Source organism: Gemella sp. oral taxon 928 (assembly GCF_001553915.1).
Classification (GTDB): domain Bacteria; phylum Bacillota; class Bacilli; order Staphylococcales; family Gemellaceae; genus Gemella; species Gemella massiliensis.
In genome coordinates this window covers 1,706,801-1,728,312 of sequence record NZ_CP014233.1, presented here as the reverse complement: position 1 = coordinate 1,728,312, position 21,512 = coordinate 1,706,801, and the positions used below count along the sequence as shown (strand labels likewise).

The 21,512-nt window shown below is 31.7% G+C and carries 22 protein-coding genes; 15 read left to right on the top strand and 7 right to left on the bottom strand.

Features of this window, described 5'->3' with window-relative positions; translation table 11 throughout:
- Nucleotides 1-137 precede the first annotated feature (137 nt).
- The 3 genes from murA to pta are packed head-to-tail and all read left to right on the top strand — an operon-like array spanning nucleotide 138 to nucleotide 2,577.
- Nucleotides 138-1,406, top strand: coding sequence for a UDP-N-acetylglucosamine 1-carboxyvinyltransferase (murA, locus tag AXE85_RS07990; RefSeq protein ID WP_062174568.1), 1,269 nt, complete (start codon nucleotides 138-140; stop codon nucleotides 1,404-1,406).
- Nucleotides 1,407-1,415: 9 nt separating this feature from the next.
- A complete protein-coding gene (locus AXE85_RS08340) occupies nucleotides 1,416-1,583 on the top strand; it encodes a DNA-directed RNA polymerase subunit beta (protein ID WP_021752888.1) in 168 nt (55 codons plus the stop codon).
- A gap of 13 nt (nucleotides 1,584-1,596) precedes the next feature.
- On the top strand, nucleotides 1,597-2,577 hold the full coding sequence (gene pta / locus AXE85_RS07985; protein WP_062174566.1) for a phosphate acetyltransferase: 981 nt from the start codon (nucleotides 1,597-1,599) through the stop codon (nucleotides 2,575-2,577).
- A gap of 35 nt (nucleotides 2,578-2,612) precedes the next feature.
- Here pta and AXE85_RS07980 read toward each other — a convergent pair whose 3' ends face one another.
- The 3 genes from AXE85_RS07980 to AXE85_RS07970 are packed head-to-tail and all read right to left on the bottom strand — an operon-like array spanning nucleotide 2,613 to nucleotide 5,064.
- Nucleotides 2,613-3,248 carry a TetR/AcrR family transcriptional regulator gene (locus tag AXE85_RS07980; RefSeq protein ID WP_062174564.1) on the bottom strand — a complete coding sequence of 212 codons (636 nt, stop codon included), beginning with the start codon at nucleotides 3,246-3,248 and terminating at the stop codon, nucleotides 2,613-2,615.
- An 18-nt stretch (nucleotides 3,249-3,266) separates the two neighbouring features.
- On the bottom strand, nucleotides 3,267-4,343 hold the full coding sequence (locus tag AXE85_RS07975) for an ABC transporter permease (RefSeq protein WP_062174562.1): 1,077 nt from the start codon (nucleotides 4,341-4,343) through the stop codon (nucleotides 3,267-3,269).
- On the bottom strand, nucleotides 4,321-5,064 hold the full coding sequence (locus AXE85_RS07970; RefSeq protein WP_062174560.1) for an ABC transporter ATP-binding protein: 744 nt from the start codon (nucleotides 5,062-5,064) through the stop codon (nucleotides 4,321-4,323). The genes AXE85_RS07975 and AXE85_RS07970 overlap by 23 nt, the downstream gene beginning before the upstream one ends.
- Nucleotides 5,065-5,297: 233 nt before the next feature.
- On the opposite strand from AXE85_RS07970, the gene AXE85_RS07965 reads away from it, so the two are divergent.
- The 8 genes from AXE85_RS07965 (at nucleotide 5,298) to AXE85_RS07930 (ending at nucleotide 12,013) form a co-directional block, all read left to right on the top strand.
- A complete protein-coding gene (locus AXE85_RS07965) occupies nucleotides 5,298-5,957 on the top strand; it encodes an O-methyltransferase (RefSeq protein WP_062174558.1) in 660 nt (219 codons plus the stop codon).
- A gap of 20 nt (nucleotides 5,958-5,977) precedes the next feature.
- Nucleotides 5,978-6,904: a peptidase U32 family protein gene (locus AXE85_RS07960; protein ID WP_062174556.1), complete on the top strand. Its 927-nt coding sequence runs from the start codon at nucleotides 5,978-5,980 to the stop codon at nucleotides 6,902-6,904.
- Nucleotides 6,905-7,129: 225 nt separating this feature from the next.
- Nucleotides 7,130-8,401, top strand: a complete 1,272-nt coding sequence (locus AXE85_RS07955; protein ID WP_062174554.1) for a peptidase U32 family protein — start codon at nucleotides 7,130-7,132, stop codon at nucleotides 8,399-8,401.
- Nucleotides 8,401-9,027 (top strand): uridine kinase, encoded by a 627-nt coding sequence (gene udk, locus AXE85_RS07950; protein WP_062174552.1) that lies wholly within the window; start codon nucleotides 8,401-8,403, stop codon nucleotides 9,025-9,027. The genes AXE85_RS07955 and udk overlap by 1 nt, the downstream gene beginning before the upstream one ends.
- Nucleotides 9,028-9,076: 49 nt before the next feature.
- On the top strand, nucleotides 9,077-9,565 hold the full coding sequence (gene greA, locus AXE85_RS07945) for a transcription elongation factor GreA (RefSeq protein WP_021752879.1): 489 nt from the start codon (nucleotides 9,077-9,079) through the stop codon (nucleotides 9,563-9,565).
- An 8-nt stretch (nucleotides 9,566-9,573) separates the two neighbouring features.
- A complete protein-coding gene (gene mtnN / locus AXE85_RS07940) occupies nucleotides 9,574-10,257 on the top strand; it encodes a 5'-methylthioadenosine/S-adenosylhomocysteine nucleosidase (RefSeq protein WP_062174550.1) in 684 nt (227 codons plus the stop codon).
- Between the two features lie 194 nt (nucleotides 10,258-10,451).
- Nucleotides 10,452-11,420: a lysylphosphatidylglycerol synthase domain-containing protein gene (locus tag AXE85_RS07935; RefSeq protein ID WP_021752877.1), complete on the top strand. Its 969-nt coding sequence runs from the start codon at nucleotides 10,452-10,454 to the stop codon at nucleotides 11,418-11,420.
- Nucleotides 11,417-12,013, top strand: a complete 597-nt coding sequence (locus AXE85_RS07930) for a glycerol-3-phosphate acyltransferase (RefSeq protein ID WP_062174548.1) — start codon at nucleotides 11,417-11,419, stop codon at nucleotides 12,011-12,013. Before AXE85_RS07935 ends, AXE85_RS07930 begins: the two co-directional genes overlap by 4 nt.
- An 80-nt stretch (nucleotides 12,014-12,093) precedes the next feature.
- On the opposite strand, the gene AXE85_RS07925 is transcribed toward AXE85_RS07930, so the two are convergent.
- Nucleotides 12,094-15,168 (bottom strand): YhgE/Pip domain-containing protein, encoded by a 3,075-nt coding sequence (locus AXE85_RS07925; protein WP_062174546.1) that lies wholly within the window; start codon nucleotides 15,166-15,168, stop codon nucleotides 12,094-12,096.
- A 453-nt stretch (nucleotides 15,169-15,621) separates the two neighbouring features.
- Between AXE85_RS07925 and AXE85_RS07920 the strand changes: the two genes are divergently transcribed.
- The 4 genes from AXE85_RS07920 (at nucleotide 15,622) to AXE85_RS07905 (ending at nucleotide 18,520) form a co-directional block, all read left to right on the top strand.
- Entirely contained in the window at nucleotides 15,622-16,278 is a 657-nt protein-coding gene (locus tag AXE85_RS07920; RefSeq protein ID WP_062174544.1) for an HAD family hydrolase, read from the top strand.
- Nucleotides 16,279-16,391: 113 nt separating this feature from the next.
- Nucleotides 16,392-17,387 (top strand): D-2-hydroxyacid dehydrogenase, encoded by a 996-nt coding sequence (locus tag AXE85_RS07915; RefSeq protein WP_062174542.1) that lies wholly within the window; start codon nucleotides 16,392-16,394, stop codon nucleotides 17,385-17,387.
- A gap of 243 nt (nucleotides 17,388-17,630) precedes the next feature.
- Nucleotides 17,631-18,065, top strand: coding sequence for a LytTR family DNA-binding domain-containing protein (locus tag AXE85_RS07910; protein ID WP_062174540.1), 435 nt, complete (start codon nucleotides 17,631-17,633; stop codon nucleotides 18,063-18,065).
- Nucleotides 18,066-18,076: 11 nt separating this feature from the next.
- The gene (locus AXE85_RS07905; protein WP_062174539.1) at nucleotides 18,077-18,520 is read left to right on the top strand and encodes a DUF3021 domain-containing protein; all 444 of its coding nucleotides are present in this window, start codon (nucleotides 18,077-18,079) and stop codon (nucleotides 18,518-18,520) included.
- Nucleotides 18,521-18,929: 409 nt separating this feature from the next.
- Here the strand turns inward: AXE85_RS07905 and mscL are convergent, their stop codons facing one another.
- The 3 genes from mscL to murC all read right to left on the bottom strand — a co-directional run bounded on the left by mscL (nucleotide 18,930) and on the right by murC (nucleotide 21,385).
- Nucleotides 18,930-19,307 carry a large conductance mechanosensitive channel protein MscL gene (gene mscL, locus AXE85_RS07900; protein ID WP_062174537.1) on the bottom strand — a complete coding sequence of 126 codons (378 nt, stop codon included), beginning with the start codon at nucleotides 19,305-19,307 and terminating at the stop codon, nucleotides 18,930-18,932.
- 181 nt (nucleotides 19,308-19,488) lie between these two features.
- The gene (locus tag AXE85_RS07895) at nucleotides 19,489-20,004 is read right to left on the bottom strand and encodes a DUF948 domain-containing protein (protein ID WP_062174534.1); all 516 of its coding nucleotides are present in this window, start codon (nucleotides 20,002-20,004) and stop codon (nucleotides 19,489-19,491) included.
- Nucleotides 20,005-20,086: 82 nt separating this feature from the next.
- On the bottom strand, nucleotides 20,087-21,385 hold the full coding sequence (gene murC, locus AXE85_RS07890; RefSeq protein ID WP_062174532.1) for a UDP-N-acetylmuramate--L-alanine ligase: 1,299 nt from the start codon (nucleotides 21,383-21,385) through the stop codon (nucleotides 20,087-20,089).
- Between the last annotated feature and the right edge of the window lie 127 nt (nucleotides 21,386-21,512).

Genomic DNA, 21,512 nt, shown 5'->3' with positions numbered 1-21,512 from the left:
TTAGAACATCTTATTTATAACAATGTTTAAAATAGAAGATTTTCATCATTAGAAAAAAAATTCAAACTTTATTTATTTTAAGATTTGTGGTAGTATAGTAACTGTATAAATGTGAATACAGATTTGGAGGAATACACTTGAAAAAAATAGTTGTTAAAGGTGGGGCGCCTTTAATAGGAGAAGTACAGATTTCAGGTGCAAAGAATGCGGCACTTCCGATACTTGCGGCAGGACTGCTTGCAACTGAAGGTACGAGTAAATTTTACAATGTTCCTAAATTATCAGATATAAAGACAATAAGCAAACTATTTGAATCATTAGGAGTAAAAGTAGATTATAAACCGGAAGAAAATACATTAGAAATAGATGCGAAAAGACCATTGTTAACAGAAGCATCGTTTGAATTTGTAAGTAAAATGCGTGCATCATTTCTTGTACTGGGACCGATGTTGGCACGTGAGAAAAAAGCGAAGGTAGCAATGCCCGGAGGGTGTTCGATCGGTAGTAGACCTATAGATCAACATTTAAAAGGATTTGAGATATTGGGTGCAAAAATTATTCAAGACGCAGGTTTTGTTGAGGCAAGAGCGGAAAAAGAATTAGAAGGTGCAACGATATTTTTCGATTTTCCCAGCGTTGGGGCGACCCAAAATGTCATTATGGCAAGCTGTTTAGCAAAAGGTAAAACCACGATTGTTAATGCGGCACAAGAGCCTGAAATAGAAGATATGATTAACTTTTTAACAAAAATGGGTGCTAAAATTTCAGGTAAAGGCACTTCTGTCCTTGAAATTGAAGGTGTTGATAAATTGACAGGTGCTGAGCATACTATTATGTCAGATCGTGTGGAAGCGGCAACGTACATGATTGCGGCAGCTGTGACTAAAGGCGATGTTTTTGTAAAAGGTGCATTATATAAAGATAACATAGCACTTGTTAGTAAAATGCGTGAAATGGGCATATCAATCGAAGTATTGCAAGACGGAATGCGTGTGAGTAACCATCTTGATATATTAAAACCGATAGATGTAAAAACACTACCACATCCGGGATTTTTAACGGATATGCAGTCAATAGTAAGTGTATTGACATTATTGGGTGAGGGTGTCAGTACCATTACGGAAACGGTATTTGAAAATCGTTTTATGCATGTCGAAGAATTACGAAGAATGAATGCAAAAATTAGAATTGAAGGACGTAGTGCTTTAATAGAAGGACCGGCACGCTTAGAAGGAACAACAGTTAGAGCGACGGATCTTCGTGCAGGAGCAGCACTTATTATTGCAGGACTGATTGCCAAGGGGACAACGAAAATTATTGATATTTACCATATAGATAGAGGGTATGTTGATATTGAGAAAAAAATGCGTAAACTTGGTGCTCATGTTGAAAGAATTGAAGAGTAGGAACTGCCTATGAAAATAGACAATACTATTCTACGTTACTTACGCAATATAGCCTTGATATTGCTTGTGTTCTATATCGGAACAATTATAGGTTATGTTGTTTTTGGAAAAGGCAGCTTAATGGATGCCGTTAGTTTAAAGTCAATAAAACATATTAAAGATATTATATACAATTAGGAGGAGTAAGAAGATGACAAGTAATTTATTTGTGGAGCTTCAAGAAAAATTAGAAGGGAAAAAAGTTAGAATCGTATTGCCGGAAGCATATGATGAACGTATTTTAGAAGCGGCTGTTAAGCTGAGTTCAACAAGTTATGTACAACCGGTACTAATCGGTAAGCGTGAAGAAGTGGAGAAATTAGCACAGCCGTTATTCTTAAACGTATCAGGTATTGAGTTTATTGACCATGAAAACTACGAAAAATATGACGAAATGTTAGCTAAATTCGTAGAACGTCGTGCCGGCAAAGTAACAGAAGAAAAAGCACGTGAATTGTTAAAAGATGTGAACTATTTCGGTACAATGTTGGTTTATATGGGGGAAGTGGCAGGACTGGTATCGGGAGCAATCCATTCAACCGGAGATACCGTACGTCCGGCATTACAAATTATAAAAACTAAACCGGGTGTAAGCAGAACAAGCGGAGCATTTATCATGTCACGAAATGCGTCACGTTTTATCTTTGCCGATTGTGCGATTAATACAAGTTTAGATGCACAAGCATTAGCAGAAATTGCAGTAGAAAGTGCAAAAACAGCTAAAAGTTTTAATATCAATCCTAAAGTAGCGATGTTGAGTTTTTCAACTATGGGATCAGCTGTTACAGATGAAACCAAAAAAGTGGCGGAGGCTACTAAATTGGTAAGAGAAAAAGCACCAACATTACCGGTTGGAGGGGAACTGCAATTTGATGCTGCCTTTGTCCCACCTGTTGCAAAATTGAAAGCACCAAATTCGGAAATTCAGGGAGATGCAACAGTATTTATCTTCCCAAGTTTAGAAGCGGGTAATATCGGGTACAAAATTGCTCAACGTCTAGGAGGTTTTGAAGCGGTAGGACCGATTTTACAAGGCCTTAATGCACCGGTAAATGATCTGTCACGCGGTTGCTCAAGCGATGATGTATTAAAATTATCACTAATTACAGCGATTCAAGCAATCTCAGAATAATAAATTAAACAACTAAGAAATTGCTAACCAATTTCTTAGTTGTTTTCTATTAACGACTGATATATTTGTTTTTCTATTAATAATAAATCTTCTTCTTCATTTTCACTTTCAATATAAAAAATAAAACATTGTGAAAAATAAGCGAAAAGCGGGCCTACAATTATACGTAATACTTGAGTAATATTTAAATTGTTATTAAAACGTTTATCACTCTTTAAAAGTATGAGGTGCAACGTTTTTAATTTAGAATTAATAGGATCGTTTTTAATCATGTTTTTTAGATTACTGTTAAACTCTTTATTAATAATAAATTCTTGGAAAAAGATACGTACTAATTTTTGATTTTTTTTCATAAATTCAAAACGATTAAATACTAGGAGATGAATCATATCTTTAAGATTTTTTTCCTGATTTATGCCGGCGACAAAAGAAGCGAGGATAGGTGGAAATCCGATAGATATAATACTATTTAATAAATCATCTTTTGTTTTAAAATATTTGAATAAAGTAGCTTGACTCATACCTGCTGTTTCGGCTATCTTAGCGGTAGAAGTACCGTGAAATCCTTTTTTCGAAAAAAGATCGATTGCAGCAAGGATGATTTTCTTTTTTCCGGCAGGCATATTTGCTTCTGATAAGTATTCTGTATAAGACATTAAAATATTTGACATTAGAGCTCCTAACTGATTTTAAACTTTTCTATAACGACGTAAGCCTATTATATTTAAAATTGTTAATACTATTAGAAAAATAATAAGTATTACAATATTTTGGCCTATTTTTCCAAGGCTATAACCGTGTAAAATGATATTACTTAGTGCCTCACCTGCATAAGTAAGTGGTAGAAATTTTCCTAAGTTAACCGCCCAAACACCCATGTTTTTTAGTGGAATGATACCGGATAAAAAGAGTTGCGGTATTATTACCAAAGGAATAAACTGCATCATTTGAAATTCAGATTTAGCAAGAGCTGAAAGTAATAAGCCAAATGATAAGGCAATTAAGGCTAAGACTACATTAACTATTATAACATAAAACAGCTTTCCTACAAGTTCGATTTTTAATAAATTTACTGCAGAAACGACAATGACTGTTGTTTGAATAATAGCTAAAATTCCGTATGAGAGCATATAGCCGAAAACTATTTCAAAATGACGAACCGGAGTTGCTAATAATCTTTCTAAAGTACCGCTTGTTCTTTCTTTTAGTAATCCCATTCCGGAAATTAGAAAAACAAAGAAAAAGACGATAAAACCAACTATAATCGGTATCATTTTAGTAAAAAAATTAGTATCCTTATTTCCATATTTGAAGTTTTCATTAATAGTTGATTTATATTGAAGGATATTTATTTGTGGTGGAAGTTTTTTTATAATTTCTGTTGTATTAACTTTTACCAGTGAACTGATTAATACTTGTCTGGTGAAAGATGTTTTGATTGCATCGGTATTTTCATAAGTTACGGTATAACCGGTATTATTGTTATAAGTAATAGTAGCATCAACAGTGTTATTATTTAATAAATCATTACCTTCTTCATTGGAATGGACATTAGTAATAGTTACATTATCAACAGTTTTTAATGTTTCCGTAACAGAGGTAGGAACATTGAAAGTAGCCAGATTAACGGATACTTTATCACTGCTGGAAAACATCAGATTCATCAACCAGAGAACAAAGATAGGAGCTACAAACATCATAGCCAATGTTCTTTTATCACGAAATAATTCTTTTAAAATACGGTTAGTTATTGCTAGAATACGCATAATTATCCCCCTTTTCAATATTTAAAAATACTTCTTCAATATTAGTAGAGTTAAATTGTTTTTTAAGTTTCTCCGGAGTATCGCAAGCTGCTATTTTACCGTCATGTATGAGTGCAACCTTGTCGCATAGCTCAGCTTCATCCATAACATGTGTTGTTACAAGAATACCGGTACCATTATTTTTACGTTCAATAAGTTCATTCCAAATAGATTTTTTTAACAATGGATCAATACCCACGGTCGGTTCATCTAAAACTAAAAGTTTCGGAGAACCGAGAAGTGCGATAGCTAATGATAGACGTCGCTTCATACCGCCGGAATATGTTGAGACATTTTTCTTTAAGTGTGCCGTTAAATCAACGACAGCGGATACTTTTTTAATCTCTTTAGAAAGTTCCTTTTTGGTCAGCCCTTTTAAATTACCGAAAAACTTTAAGTTTTCATAACCGGTTAATAATTCATATAAGGCATTTGATTGTGCCATATAGCCAATACATCCTAAAATTAACCTATTCGGCATTTTACTGTTAAGTATTAAAGCAGTTCCGGCGTCTGCTTTTTCCATGCCTAACATTGTTTTAATAAGAGTAGATTTTCCGGAACCCGACGGGCCCAATAAACTTATAATCTCATTATTAAACAAGGTAAATCGTACATTATTTAAAACAACCGTATTATCAAACTTCTTTTGTAAATCTTTTATGTGAATTAATTTTTCCATAATAGCTTCCTCCTTAATCAAGTGAGTATTCACTCACTCTTACAATTCCATTATAGTGAGTAAACGCTCACTTGTCAAGGGAAAATCTAAATAAATATTTTATAAAAAGTTGTTCTATATATTTGGGAGAATATATGGTGCTTACAATTATGGGCTGTTCAATAATCAAACAAATTGCATTTATTAATATATTTATGGTATTATAATATGATGTATAAATTATGGAGGAAGATATGGTTGCTATAGAATCAAAAGATGATTTATATATCATTAATTTATTAGAAGATTTTGATGAATTTTATCAAATGTTAGAACAATATGCAAAAGAAAATCATGTGCCGATTATTGATAAAATAGGCATTCGCTTTCTATTACAACTATTAAAAATTAAACAAGCGAAAAATGTTTTAGAGATAGGAACAGCGATAGGATATACAGCTCTAAAATTAGCGGAAACTATCGGTTGCAAGGTAACAACATTGGAACGTGATGACAAAATGTATGAAATTGCTACAAATAATGTCATGGAACGTGGGCTTAGCGAAAAAATAACTTTAATACATGGTGATGCACTGAAGTTACATAGTAAGGTAATAGCTAATGCACCATACGACATTGTATTTATTGACGGAGCTAAAAGCCAAAACCGTAAATTTTTTGAATTGTACGAGCCATATTTTACGGATGATGTTGTAGTAATAACGGATAATGTTCTATTCAAAGGTATGGTAGCAAATTCCGATATTATTGAACATAGTAAAAATTTAAAACAACTATTAAAAAAAATTAATAATTATAATGAATGGTTATTAAAACATGAACAATACGATAGTGTAATACTACCTATTGGGGACGGTATTACAATAACTACGAAAAAGAATAAAAAACTATAATTTTTAGAAAGGGCAGTACGATGACGGTAGAGTTAGTAGTGACACCTAAGAGTATCGAACATATTTATGAACTAATTAACGTTGGAGCAGACGGTTTTATCATAGGTGAGGAAAAATATGGTTTGCGTTTGGCAGGAGAGTTTAAGCGAGCCGAATTAAAAAAAGCGATTGAGATTATTCATCAAGCCGGGAAAAAAGCATATGTTAGCGTTAACGCTATCTTTCACAATAAACACTTAGATGATTTGGTAGATTATCTACGTTATTTAGCAACACTGGATATAGATGCTTTGATTTTTGGTGAACCGACGATAATAACAATATTACGAGATGAAAATCTTAATTTCAAGCTGCAATGGGATCCGCATACTTTAGCTACAAATTCATTTTCATGTAATTATTGGGGTAAACGTGGAGCATATCGTACCTGCTTATCTAAAGAATTAACTATTGATGAAATTTTGGAAATAACAAAAGATAGTGAGTACGAAATTGAAGTTCAAGTACAGGGAATGTTGTGTATGTTTCAATCTGTTAGAAAATTAGTTGATAATTATTTTATGTATAGTGAAAAAGAACAGTACATTGAAGAATATAGTAATTCTAAAAAGTTATTTTTATATAGTCAAGATAGAAATGAGCGTTATCCAATTTTTGAAGATTCAAACGGAACGCATATTATGAGTGCTAAGGACATTTGTGCTATTGAAGAGTTGGATAGATTGATTGAAGCGGGAGTTAGTGCTTTTAAAATTGAAGGCGTCTTAAAAGAAGAAGATTATATTACAGAAGTTACAACAATTTATCGAGATGCAATTGATTTATATTATGAAGATAAAGAAGCATATGAAGATGAAAAACAAGATTTTTATAACGACATTGAACGAATAAAACCAAAATATAGAGAAGTTGATTTAGGATTTTTCTATAAAAAAACAATGTATTAGGAGCATATTTAAAAATATTTTATAACGGTAAAGTACATTAAAAGCTCAAATTTTCAATAAAGTTTACGATGTTGAATATTTTAGCGGGAGAAATTTTAAATTCCAGCTGAAAAATTAATTTAATATAGTCATATTATAATGGTCGTATCGAAGTAAAATATTGTTATAAAGTGTTAGAGAAGATATAAAAGGAGGAAGGATCATACTTGAATGTGATCTAACTATATGGCAATAGGAAATATATCAGAAATACAAAATGGGAAACGGGTGATTGTGAAGAAGCCTGAATTACTTCTTCCAGCCGGAAATTTAGAAAAATTAAAAATAGCTATTCACTATGGTGCAGATGCCGTGTTTTTAGGCGGTCAGGAGTTTGGACTGCGTAGCAATGCGGATAATTTTACGATAGATGAAATCCGTGAGGGGTGTGAGTTTGCAGCAAAATATGGAGCAGATATCTATGTAACGGCAAATATTATTATGCACAATGAGAACTTTGCAGGTTTAGATGAATACTTGATTGCCTTGCAAAATGCCGGTGTGCGTGGTATTATTGTAGCAGATCCGTATATTATAGAAAGATGTAAAACGGTAGCACCGGAAGTTGAAATACATATTAGTACCCAACAATCAATCTCAAATTATAAAGAAGTACAATATTGGGAAAGCGAGGGTGTGCATCGTGTAGTATTGGCACGTGAAACAGGATATGAAGAAATTAAAGAAATTCGTGAAAAAACAAATGTAGAAATCGAAATGTTTGTCCATGGTGCGATGTGCATTGCATACTCGGGGCGTTGTACATTAAGTAATTATATGACGGCTAGGGACAGCAATCGTGGTGGTTGTTGTCAATCGTGTCGTTGGAATTATGATTTATATGAAGAAAGCGACACAGATGATATAAAATTATTTGATACCGGAGCAAATCCTTACGCTATGAGTCCCAAGGATTTAACATTAATTGAGGTAGTGCCTAAAATTATTGAGCTCGGTATTGATTCGCTAAAAGTAGAAGGTAGAATGAAATCTATTCATTACGTCGCAACGGTAGCAAGTGTTTACAGAAAATTAATCGATGATTATTGTTCAGATCCGGATAATTTTGTAATGAGTTCAGAATATAAAAAAGAACTGTACAAATGTGCCAATCGTGATACTGCTATGTCGTTTTTCTATGAAATACCGCAATATACAGAACAAATGTTTGGAAATGAGGGCAGCAAAAAAACTAACTATGATTTTGTAGGACAAGTATTACATTATGATGATGCTACGGGTATAGCAACTATTCAACAACGTAACTTTTTTAAAACAGGGCAAGAAGTTGAATTTTTCGGCCCTGAGATTAATACCTTTAGACAAGTAATCGGAGAAATTTACGATGAGGACGGAGAGTTGCTTGATGCAGCACGTCATCCTTTGCAAATTATCAGAACTAAATTGGATAGTAGAGTATTTAAAAGTAACATGATGAGAAAGGAAATGGGACGCTAATGAGTACAAAACGACCTAAAATTATCGGTATTGTCGGTGGAAGCGGGAGCGGTAAAACTACCGTAACAAAAAGAATAATAGAAGAATTAACGATAGATAAAGTGGCGTTAATCGAGCAAGATTATTACTATAAAGATCAAAGTCATATGACAATGGATGAACGTGTTAAAACAAATTATGATCATCCGAATGCTTTTGATAATGAACTGTTATACAACCAGTTGTTAGAATTAATCAACGGTGAAGCTGTAGAACTGCCGGTGTACGATTATGTTAACCATACACGTAGTACAGATAAAAAATATCAAGAGCCGAGAGATGTTATTATTATTGAAGGGATGTTCGGTTTATATTCAGAAAAATTACGAGAATTAATGGATATAAAAATTTTTGTTGATACACCGAGTGATTTACGTATTTTACGACGTCTTTTGCGCGATATTAACGAGCGTGGGAGAACCGTTGAATCAGTAATTAATCAATATTTATTATCAGTACGTCCTATGCACGAAAAATATATTAAACCTACCAAACAATATGCAGATATTATTATTCCGGATGGAGGATATAACGATATTGCGATTGATATTTTAATTACAAAAATTAAATCACTACTAGCAAAATAATAAAAAAAAAGATATAATAAGTAAGAAGACTTAACAAAGGAGCATAAGTATGGCATTAGAAGAAAAATTAGAATATCAAATGACCCAAGAGGGGTATGATAGACTTGTTGAAGAATTAGAACATTATAAAAAAGTAAAACGTCCGGAAGTAATCGAAAAAATTAAAGTGGCTCGTAGTTTCGGTGACCTTTCTGAAAACTCGGAATATGATGCTGCAAAAGATGAACAAGGGTTTATTGAACAAAAAATTCTTGAAATGGAGCAAATGATTCGTTATGCAGTCATTGTCGAATTAGATGAGAAAACGAGTGCTATTCGTTTAGGAAATACGGTAACATATCAAGAACTGCCGAACGGGTTAACGGAAACATATAAAATTGTCGGTAGTGCCGAAGCGAATCCTTTTGAATTTAAAATTTCAAACGAAAGTCCGGTTGCACAAGCATTATTAGGTAAAGAAGTAGGCGACATAGCTAAAGTTTCATTACCTACTGGGCCGGAAGATTCAATGGATATAAAAATCCTTGCCGTTGAATAGGTAGACGTATGATAGCTTTAATCGGAGCGATGCCGGAAGAAGTGGCAATTATTAGAAAAAAAATTAAAAATCTTAAAGAAAATAAGATAGCTCATGTCAATTTTTATGAAGGACAATATGAAAATAAGGATATTGTACTTATGCTAAGTTTACCCGGAAAAGTTAATGCAGCAATAGCAACAACGCTTTTACTTGATAATTATGATATTGATTATGTTATTAATATCGGAACGTGCGGTGCATTGCAAGGTGATATGGAAATAGGCGACATGATAGTAGCGACAGAGGTAAGGCATTTTGATGTTGATGCAACGGAATTCGGTTATGAAATAGGTCAAGTACCGCAAATGCCGGCAAAATACGAAAGTGATAAATATTTACAACAGTTAGCCGGTGAGATTGTGTTGCCAAATCATAAAGTTCATTTCGGTTTGGTGGGGACATCAGACTCATTTATTTCTAATAAAAAAATAAAGAAAAATATTTTAAAAAATTTTCCTACTATGCAGGTAGTAGAAATGGAAGCTGCGGCAATAGCACAAACTTGCTATCAATTTAACACTAAATTTATAGTTTGCCGTAGTGTGAGTGATAAGGCGGAAGAAGGCAATAGAGTAACTTTTGACGAATTCTTAAAAATTGCGGCACTTAATTCGTCAATATTAACAACAGAACTTATAAAGAAGTTGTAGCAATTAATTAAGTAATAAAATATTTATTATCATTCCGATAATGAATATTTTTATTTTATCTTATTTTTATAATTAATAAAGAAATTAAGTTTATTATTTGATTTTTCTTTAATCTTTTAATAATTTGAATTGAAAAAAAGGCGATAAAATGGTATATTATAAATTAGGAAAAATATTTATTTAAGGAAAATAATATGCACAATATAAAAAGTAAGAAATCCTTTAATTATTTAAAAGGTATTATTCAGATAATTTTGGGATTAGCAATATTTTATTTAATTTTTTCCTACTTTAAAAAAGAAATCACAAGTTTAAATTTTCGACAAATAAGGGAGTTAACTTTACAATTAGGTTATGGAAAGTTCTTTTTTATTTTGTTGTGTGGTTTGTTTGGGATAACTATTTTATGTCTTTATGATTATTTTGTTTTAAAAGCGATAAATATAACAAAACATATGTCATCATTTCGAATCTTTAAAATAAGTTTTATGACAAATACACTAAATATGGTATTAGGTTTTGGCGGATTTATCGGTGCAGGATTAAGGTATTATATGTATAAACCTTATACAAAAAGTGGGAAGACTTTAGTGACAGCAATAGGAATGATTTTAATTTCGATGTTATCAGGAATTAGTTTATTATCTATTTTTGTTATTTGTGATGTTTTTCCGGGAGAGGCACTTTATAAAGAAAAAACGATATTTTACTATTGTTTGATATTAATGTCCTTTTTCTTACCGTTGTACCTATTTTTCAGTTTAAAAAAACCGAAAATAAAAGGTGATAGATATTTAAGTGTAAAACTTACTATTATTTCTTTTTTTGAGTGGGTTTTTGCGGCGATTATTATATTAATTATCCTCTATTTCTATACAGGAAAGTCAGTATATAATAAGGAGCTTCAAATAGTCGGAGTCATTATTATAGCATCTATAATAGGACTTTTAACGATGATACCGGGGGGGTTAGGTACTTTTGATACATTAGTTTTAATCGGTTTAAAAAACCTCGGCATTAATCCTGAAGTAATCGGTGCAACGATAATAATATATAGACTTTCTTATTATGTAGTTCCGTTTTCAATAGGTTGTTTGATGCTTGCGTCAGAAGGATTAAGAACGATAAAAGAAAAGTTCAGAAAGAGAGGAGAAAAATTATGATTATAAATATTGTTTATTTTGTTCTAGCTTATTTTTTAGGGAATATAATGGGCGGAAAATTATTAGAAATTATTTATAGAGAAGAGTTTACCAATAAAGGTTCCGGGAATGTCGGAGCAAGGAATGCCGGAAGAGTTTTAGGACCTAAATCATTTGTCTTTGTGCTCGCCGTTGATTTTTTCAAAGGTTTTTTAGTAGTTATTTTATTAAAAATATTTAATATAAATGCCACTATTATTTATATCTGTATTATCTTAGTGATTCTCGGACATATTAAACCTGTTGTTTTTAAATTTAAGGGAGGTAAAGGTGTTGCAACGTTTTTTGGGTGTATAGCTGCATTATCACCGCATATGTTTTTAGTGGTAATACTTTGCGCTTTAGTCATAGCAATTATTGTAAAGAGTTTAACTTTAGGGTTTTATGCCAGTCTTACATTAGGAACTTGCATAAATTATTTAGAAAATCCATCATTTATAATTTTAGGATTATATATATTATTAGTAATTATTCTTTGTATTACGGCGTTAGATGATATAGAAGAAGCATTTGAAAAATATTTTAGTGCTAAGAAGAATAAATCGGTTCGTTAGTGAGCCGATTTATTTTTTCTCATGCCCCGTATTTGGCACAGAGCCAAAACCCGAAAGAATTTTCTTTCGGGTTTTTATTATTAGTCAGCAGTCTGCATAGTACGATTTTTCTTAGTATAGAAAATATAATTTAGAACTAGGAACACTATTCCTAAAATCGTCAATACTAACATTGAATTATTATAAATGTTATTAGTTAATCCGCCAAGAACGGCATGTTTAACTGACATATCCGCATAGTAAATCGGAGTGAACGGAATTAAACCGTTATACAATGCCGGTAACATTTGGCGAGGAAATAGCGGGGTAGTTAGGACAAACTGCAACGCTACTAGTGAAATATTGATTATATTACCTATTTTACCAAATGTAAATGTAAAGAAATGAGCTATAATCATAAATATGATTGCTGATAATAATAATCCTGAGAAATACATTCCAAAATATTCAACCTTAAAATCAAAGAATAATTTCATAGAAATTACTTCTATTACAACTTCTAATAGGGAGAATATAACCATAACCGACAGTTTACTGATAAACCAAGTTAATGTGGGAATACCGTTTTCTTTCTGGTATATCGGATATAATATATTGAATATTACAGCACCTATAAGTAATCCGAATACTAAGAAAAATGGTGCTAGGGCGTTACCGTAGCTGGTTTCGTTGGCTATATCGCTGGTGTTGGTTTTAATTGGATTTGCCAACATGTCTGAATTTTTATCTCCGGTATGAGCTGTGTTTAACTGAGTAGCTCCATTTACTAAACCGGTGGCTAATTTATCCGAGCCTTCTTTAGCTTTTTGCATTCCATTAATAAGTTCAGGAGTTTTGGCTTTCATATCACCAATACCTTTGTATAATTTTTGTCCGCCGTTATTAAGTTTTTGAATACCGTTCAAAAGTTCAGGAGTTTTGGCTTTCATACCATCAATACCTTTGTATAATTTTTGTCCGCCGTCATCAAGTTTTTGAATACCGTTCAACAGTTCAGGAGTTCTGGCTTTCATATCACTAATACCTTTGTATAATTTTTGTCCGCCGTCATCAAGTTTTTGGATACCGATAGAAAGTTCAGGAATTTTAGATTTTAATTTTCTAAGCCCTCTATTCAAATCGGTAGAACCTTTTTGTAGGGCGAAGGTATTATCTGCTAATCTTTTTATCCCTTGAGCCATTTCACCGGTTGTTAAGCTGGTAGCTGTTTCGTCAACTCCATTTTTATATCTTTCGAAACCGCTCGTAAGTTGTGGGCTTTTAGAAATAAGTTCTTTAATTCCATTTGCCAACTTACCACTTGTCAGGCTGGTAACTGTTTCATCAACTCCGGTTTTATATTTGCTAAAACCGTTAGTTAATCTAGGAGTTTTTTGATTCATAACAGAAAGACCCTCTTTTACTTTAGAACTTCCTACAGCTAATGGATTAACACCTGCTTTAATATTGGAATAACCGTCAACCAAAGATAGCAACTGAGTTTTTATATTACCGACATCAACTTTATCTATTTCCTTACCAAGTTTTCCTAGTCTTTCTAGTGATTTATGAAGATCTTGGTAACTTTTCATAATTTGAGCAAGTTCAACTTTAATATCATTGTTATTATTTATCACTGTATTATTCACTGTTGAAATTTGCGAATTACTTACATCACTTTTAGCGGCATTTAAAATAGCTGTTTTTTGTTCTTCGGTTAAAGAAGTCGAATTTAACTGCTGTTTTAAAGATGAAAATGATACATCGGTAGATTTAACAGTTGTAGTTGTTGTATTATTTTTTAAATTTGTTTTATCAATAAGTTTTTCAAGTTTAGTAATTTCATTTCCAAGTTTTTCAAATTTTGATGATATAGAGCTGTTTAGTTGTCTTGAACTTATTTTTAAATATTGTAACTTCTCGGTTAGAGAAGAAAGTTTAGCTTTATTATCAGCAATCTCCTTATCCGATGGAAGTTTTCTGTTAAGTAAATCAAGACCGTTAGCAATTTGGTAAGCCCCATTGGATAATTTAGGAACACCGTCAGCTAATGTATTAATTCCGTTTGCCAGTTCAATTCCGCCGGTAAGAAGTTTTGTTAAATCTTCCTGCTTAGCATCTAGTCCACCGCCGATTTGTCTAACACCTTCGGTATAACGAGAAATACCATAAGCCAGAGAATTTCCGCCATTAATTAAGGAATTTAGGTTGTCTTTTTTAGAAAATAATTTTTCATTTAAAGTAAGAATACCGTTAGTATATTGAAGCAAACCGGAATGAAGTTTATTATCTCCGTTAAATAATAAATCAATTCCGTTAGCAAGCTCATCTTTTTTACCGTTAAGGATACTAAGTCCGCCTGCAAGTTGCCTTGACCCGTTATGAAGTTGGTCAATCCCGTTACCTAAACGTTTACTACCATCATTAAGTTTTGATAAGCCGCCTGTAAGTTGTCCTGACCCGTTATGAAGTTGGTCAATCCCGTTACCTAAACGTTTGCCGCCGTCATTAAGTTTCGATAGTCCGCCCGCAAGTTGTCCTGACCCGTTATGAAGTTGGTCAACCCCGTTACCTAAACGTTTACCGCCATCATTAAGTTTTGATAAACCGTCAGCAAGTTGTCCTGAACCGTTTGCTGCTTTACTAAGTGAAATTCCAATGTCGGAAAGTTTGTTATAAAGTGTAGAACTATACGTTTTTACAACTTGGTCTTTTACTGTATTGGTAAGGTTACTTGCAACAGTTTCCATGATTTTTTCTCCATTTTTACTTTTTGTAAAATTGGTTTTAAAATCAATATTCATCTTTTCCGGATTTTCATTTGATAAGGTAGTCGCATTTTTAGAGAAGTTTACCGGTATCGTAACTATCATATAGTAGTCACCTTCTCGAAGTTCTTTTTCAGCAGTATCCTTATCAACGAACTGCCAGTTTATTTTCTTATTTTCTTTTAGTTTGTCTACCATAGATTGTCCAATTTCAAGTCGTTTACCATTAAAATCAATGGGTTTGTCCGTATTGACAACGGCAACTTTTAGATTGCTCGTATTATCATAAGGAGTCCATACAGATTTTAAAAATGTTCCTGCATATAAAATTGGAACTAGTGCCACTAACGATAGAGAAACAAGAAGTTTTTTACTTTTAAGTAAATGTTTAAATTCTTTTTCTATCATAGAACCTCCTAAGAGCATATTAATTTTAATTGAGAAAACTAATTGAAATAAAAATTCTTAAATTATATTAGTTAATCTCGTAATGAATATTTTAAACCTATTTACACTAAAAGTCAAAATATTTTTTAGTTATAGTGAAAAAATTAATTTTAATATAATATATAAAAAAACATAATAAAGATAGAAAGAGTAACTAATATTATTGTTATTATTTCCGAAAAAACTGTTATATCAATAAAAGTTATATAAAAAAGGATTTAATTATAATTCAATAAACATAAATATCTTAATTAAAAAAATTATATTATTTAGGATGATTTTCAGTCTATATTAATGAAAAATCTAGTTTATCATTAGCATTTGATATTATATTTTAATATTTATTAAATAATTTGAAAGAGCATCTTGTTTGACGTATAATTTAAGTAAAATAAAGTAAAGTAGGAAAAAAGTATGATAGAAGCAGTGTTATTTGATATGGCCGGGTTAATGGTGGATACGGAAAAACTTTCAACAGAGGCGTTGATCCGTTGTGCTAAAGAACAGAATTATGAAATGAGTGTTGATGAAACACTTCAGGTTTTAGGGTTTACAGAAGCTAGTATCTATGAATTTTGGACAAATTATTTTAAAGATACAAAAGTTGATGGAAAAAAGTTGACAGAAGATCATTACAAATATATAGAGAATATTTTATTTACAACAGGCCCGGATAAAAAACTGTTTGTGGAAGAATTATTAATTTATTTAAAAGAAAATAATTATAAGGTAGGTGTCGCTTCGTCTTCGGGACTACATTATATTAAAAATAATCTGAAAAAAACAGATTTAGAAAAATATATAGATGTAATAGCAAGCGGTGCGGAAGTGGAAAATGGGAAACCGGCACCGGATGTATTTTTATTGGCTGCAAAACGCTTAGGAGTAAAACCGGAAAATTGTCTAGTGTTAGAAGATTCAAAAGCCGGAATAAAAGCTGCAAAAAGTGCCGGAGCAACGGTTTATATGGTACCTGATATGTTTATACCCGATAAGGAAGTAATTGAAATAACGGATAACATAGTAGAAAATCTCGGAGAAGTAATAGAAATTTTTAAAAAAATAAATTAAACGTAAATTTATTTCGGGGAATAAAAAATATTATAGAAAACAATTTAAACAAATTGAAAAATTGTAATCGTTTGTGATACAATAAAATTAACGAAAACAGGAGGAGAATAATTATGAAATTAGTTCTATTTAATGTAAGGGAAGATGAGAAGAGTGCTGTGGATAGCTGGATAAAAGCACATCCTGAAGTAGAAGTTGCGACTTATCAAGAGGAATTAAATGCTGCTAATAAACATCTTTTAGATGGGGCAGATGGAGCTGTTTTTGCGGCAAATAAACCTTTTGATAAAGAAATTTATCCCTATGCCAAAGCGCAAGGTGTAAAAGTTTTTTCAACACGTTCAGCAGGGTTTGATGTTTTTGATAGACCTTTGTTAAAAGAATTGGGAATTAAGTTGACGAATGTTCCATCATATTCACCGAATGCAATAGCAGAACATGTTTTAACAACAGCATTAAGAATTAGTAGAAATACAATTAAGATTCAACGTAATGTAGAAAAACATAACTTTACATGGAATCCGGGTATCTTATCTCGTGAGCTAAGAACACTTACTGTTGGAGTAATCGGTACAGGACGAATCGGAACTCAAGCTGCACGTTTATTTAAAGCGGTAGGTTCAGAAGTAATCGGTTATGATGTTTATCCGAATGATGTAGCTCGCGGAATATTAACGTATGTTGATAATGTTGATGAGTTAATCGAAAAATCAGATATTATTACTATTCATATGCCGGCGGTGGAACAATACAAACATATGGTAAGTGATGAATTTTTAGCTAAGATGAAAGACGGCGCAATCTTATTAAATGCGGCACGCGGAATGTTGGTAGATACAAAAGCATTATTAAAAGCATTAGATAGTGGAAAACTTTTAGGCGCAGGATTAGATGTCTATGAGAACGAAAGTAAATACGTTCCGAAAAATTTTGAAGATAAAGATTTTGATGATGAACTTCTACAAACATTGATAGATAGAGATGACGTTATTTATACACCGCATACAGCATTTTATACAGAAACGGCTATTCAAAATTTAGTAGACGGTGGATTAAATTCGGCTATTGATGTTATTAAAACGGGTACATCAGTAAATATTATTGAATAATAGTGGAGAGATATAAAATACACTGCAATTTATTGATAAAAAATTAAAAAATACTAAGTAGTTAAAAAGGGCGATGTAGTAAATGTGTTAATTTCCAATTTAATTTTGGAGATTATAGTTTAAAACATTGTCCTTTTTTCTATTTAATTTACACCATATAGACAAAAGAAATTACCGTATATACAAAGATGGTAGATAAACGTTATCTGTTTTGATATAGTATAAATGAAAGGAGTAATTGGTATGAAACTGGAATTAAATATAAATAAAGATATAAAAGAAACTTTAGTGCATATATATACTCGTACGGTTGATGAGGAAGTACAAAATTTAATAAATTATATAGAACATAATACAACGTATCTTGTAGGGTATAATGAAACGGAAACACGAATATTGAAGTTTGATGAAATAGTGCGTATTTTTATAGAAAATAGAAAATTATATGTAAAAACTATTGATAATATATTTACCATAAAAATGAAATTATATGAAGTGGAGAAAATTTTAGGAAAAGATTTTGTTAAAATTTCTCAGAGTGAAATAGCCAATATACATTATATAAAAAATTTAGATTTAGGAATTAAAGGAACGATAGCAATTAAATACACGAACAAAGATGTAAGTTATGTATCAAGAAGAATGATAAAAACATTTAAAATAAGGTTAGGAATATAGGAGGAAAAAAGATGAAATTAATTAAAACAATATTCATATATGCATTACTGGGTGTCGGGATAGGAAATATTATAACACTGGGGTTCAGCATAGCGTATGGTAGTTATTTACCGGGAGTACCGAAATTTATAGATAGTTTTGGTAGCGTTAATAGTGCGGTTGTAGTGCAAACCGTTATCTATATGATATTGGGTATATTACAAGGCATCGCCGGTATTATTTTTAAAAATGCAGAATATACGGGGTTAGCAAAGATATTTATTGTGCATTATATACTTATAATCGCACCGCTTGTATTAGCCGGATATTATTTATGTTGGTTTAACAGTATAAAAACATTGCTAGGTATGTTGGTATTTTCCAGTATTATATATATTATAATCGCTGTTGTTTCATATTTTACTATAAAATCTGATATAAAAAAAATTAATGCAAAACTTGGGAAATATAATTAAAATAAAATCAAGTAGATATAACGGAATTTTTTAGGTAGATTCATTATTTCTGCTTGATTTTTTAATATACATTATTTTAAAAATATATTTCAGCAATGGTTAGCAGTGGTATGGACGCCTACAACTAACTTAGGTTAATTCGTAGAAATAAGGTATGCAAGGCTACTCTAATCTTTACGAACAAAGTGAGTAAAAGATTAGCTAGTAGCTACTGCCATGGGTCAGCAGTTGACACTAACGTATCATCTACGCCTATGGCTTTGATGATACTAGTGTCTTTGAATACGTCACTTCTAAGATTTATTCGTGCTAAAGGCACTCATAAACCTAAGAATTAAAGAGAGTTCTTAAGGTTGCCACACCACTATAAAATCAGCAACAAAAAATATTTTGTATATAAATATATAGATTATTTTTCTGATTTTAATAAATCTCGAATTTCTTTAAGAAGCTCTTCTTTAGCATCAACTTCAGGTGCTGCTTCTTCAGCTTCTTCCTGTTTAACCATTTTATCTTTGGCAGTGTTAATTGCTTTAACAAATATAAAAATAGCAATCGCTGTAATTAAGAAATCAATAACGATTTGGATAAAGTTACCATAGTGAATACCGTTCCATATCAGATTAGTGAAATCCGGTTTTGATGGGAAAATAAGTAAAATTAGCGGCATCATAATATCCGCAACTAATGAACTGACAATTTTACCGAAAGCTGCCCCCATAATTACCCCGATAGCAAGGTCCAATACATTGCCTTTAAAAGCAAATTTTTTAAATTCATTTAACATAAAAACTGTTCCTCCTTTTAAAAATTTAATACTAAAGTATAATAAATGAAAAATTGAAAAAAATCAAGTATAAACCTAAAAAAATCGAAAATATAAAGGGAATATTAACAAAAATAAACTAAGATTTTAGCTTTAAAATCCTAGTTTATAGCGGTTTATATAAGTATATACAAATTAAAATTTATTCAGTTTCTTTTTTTTGTTCTTTTTTTAAAAATTTATCTAATAGCTTAGATGCTTTGGCTCGGTTTGAATCTACTTTTTCGGATAAATCTTCAAACTTTTCGTCTGTACTTTTCTTAAAGCCGGTAACATTATTTTTCATATTACCGACAGAGTTATTCAAACCATTTATTGAACTTGCAAGTCCTTCTGCCGAATTAAATAGCGGATCCAATTTTTCAGATTTAACCTGTAAATCTTCAGCTAAAATATTAGTGTTTTGTAAAAGAATATTTGCTTCAACCATAATAGGTTCTAAGTTGCCTTCTACTTTTTTAACGGTTTCATTTAAGTCTTTAGCAAGAGTTAATGCATCTTCTGCAATATCGGTGACATCTTCTGCACACGCCGTAGCTATATTAAGTGATTTTCTAACTGTTCCCAGTGTTATTGCCGCACTAATACAAATAATAAGTACACCCACGCCGGCCAAAAAGATTCCGGCATAAGCTAAAATAAGCCAATTAATAGTCATATTAATATTTCCTCCTTGGTTACATACATAACTATATTTTAAAGTATTGTAGTTTTAATTACAACCTATTTAGTTATATTCTCTAAATTTTTTCAAGAAATTTATGACAAAGTTTGTTAATATTTCCGGCGCCCATAAATAAAAGTACAGCATTATCAAAGTTTAATTTCGGGAAATCTTCCTCGCCATTAATAATGTCAGAACCGGTTGTTACTTTTTGTAAATCTTCTATTCCGACGATTTTAGCTTTTTCTCTAACTGAAGCAAAAATCGGGCATAGAAATGCTTTATCAGCAGTAAGTAAACTTTCAGCAAATTCATTTAAAAATTTAGCGGTTCTTGTATAAGTATGAGGTTGAAAAATCGCAATTATTTTTTTATCAGGATATTTTCGTCTTGCACTATTGATAGTCGCTTTTATTTCGCTTGGGTGATGAGCGTAGTCATCAACAACAACTAAACTTCCTACTTTATGCTCGCTGAAACGACGCTCTGCAGCTTTGTAGTGATTTAATGCCTCTTGAATTTCCTCCGGTGCAATACCGATGATATCAGCCAGTGAAATCGCAGCAGCTGCATTGGAAATATCATGAAGTCCGAAAACTGCCATTTTAAATGTAGCAAGTTTTTCACCATATTTATAAATATCAAAAGTGCTAAATTCAGAAGTTGTAGTTAAATTTTTAATTTGATAATCATTACCATCATTAAAACCGTAAGAAATTAATTTTGCTTTTGAACTTGTCAGCTTGGAAGCAAGTTTATCATCTCCGCAGAAAATAACAGCTTTTTTAACTTGATTAACAAAACTTTGGAAAGCAGAAAAGACATCATCTTCATCTTTAAAGTAGTCGGGATGATCAAAGTCGATATTCGTTACAATAGCATAATCAGGATAATAAGCTAAAAAGTGGCGATAGTATTCACATGCTTCAGCTACCAAAAAGTCGGAATTTTTTTGCCCCGAACCTGTTCCGTCACCGATAAGGTAAGATGTGATGAAATTGTGTTTGAAGATATTACTGACCATAGTAGTAGTTGTAGTTTTACCATGTGCTCCGGTAATAGCTATTGAAGGAGTTTCACCTAATAATTTTCCTAGAAATTCTGAGTAAGTGTATGTTTTAAGCCCTAACTCTTTAGCACGAACATACTCTTCATGATCATCATTAAAGGCATTTCCCAATATAACCTCATAACCTTCTTTAATATTTTCCGGACTATACTCAAACATTGGAATATTTCTTTTTTCTAATTTTTCTTGGGTGAAGAAATAGGTAGCAAGATCAGACCCCTGAACAGTATGCCCCATATCATAAACGATTTGAGCAAGAGAACTCATACCCGATCCCTTAATACCTATAAAGTGATATTTACTCATTGCGATTCTCCTATATATGTTGTTAATTAAATTTCAAAATTTTTTATCAGTATTACAATTTTATCTTAAAATAAAAAATTTTTCAACCGTTAGCACTCTTAAATTAAACAAGGTAAAAAATTTTAAT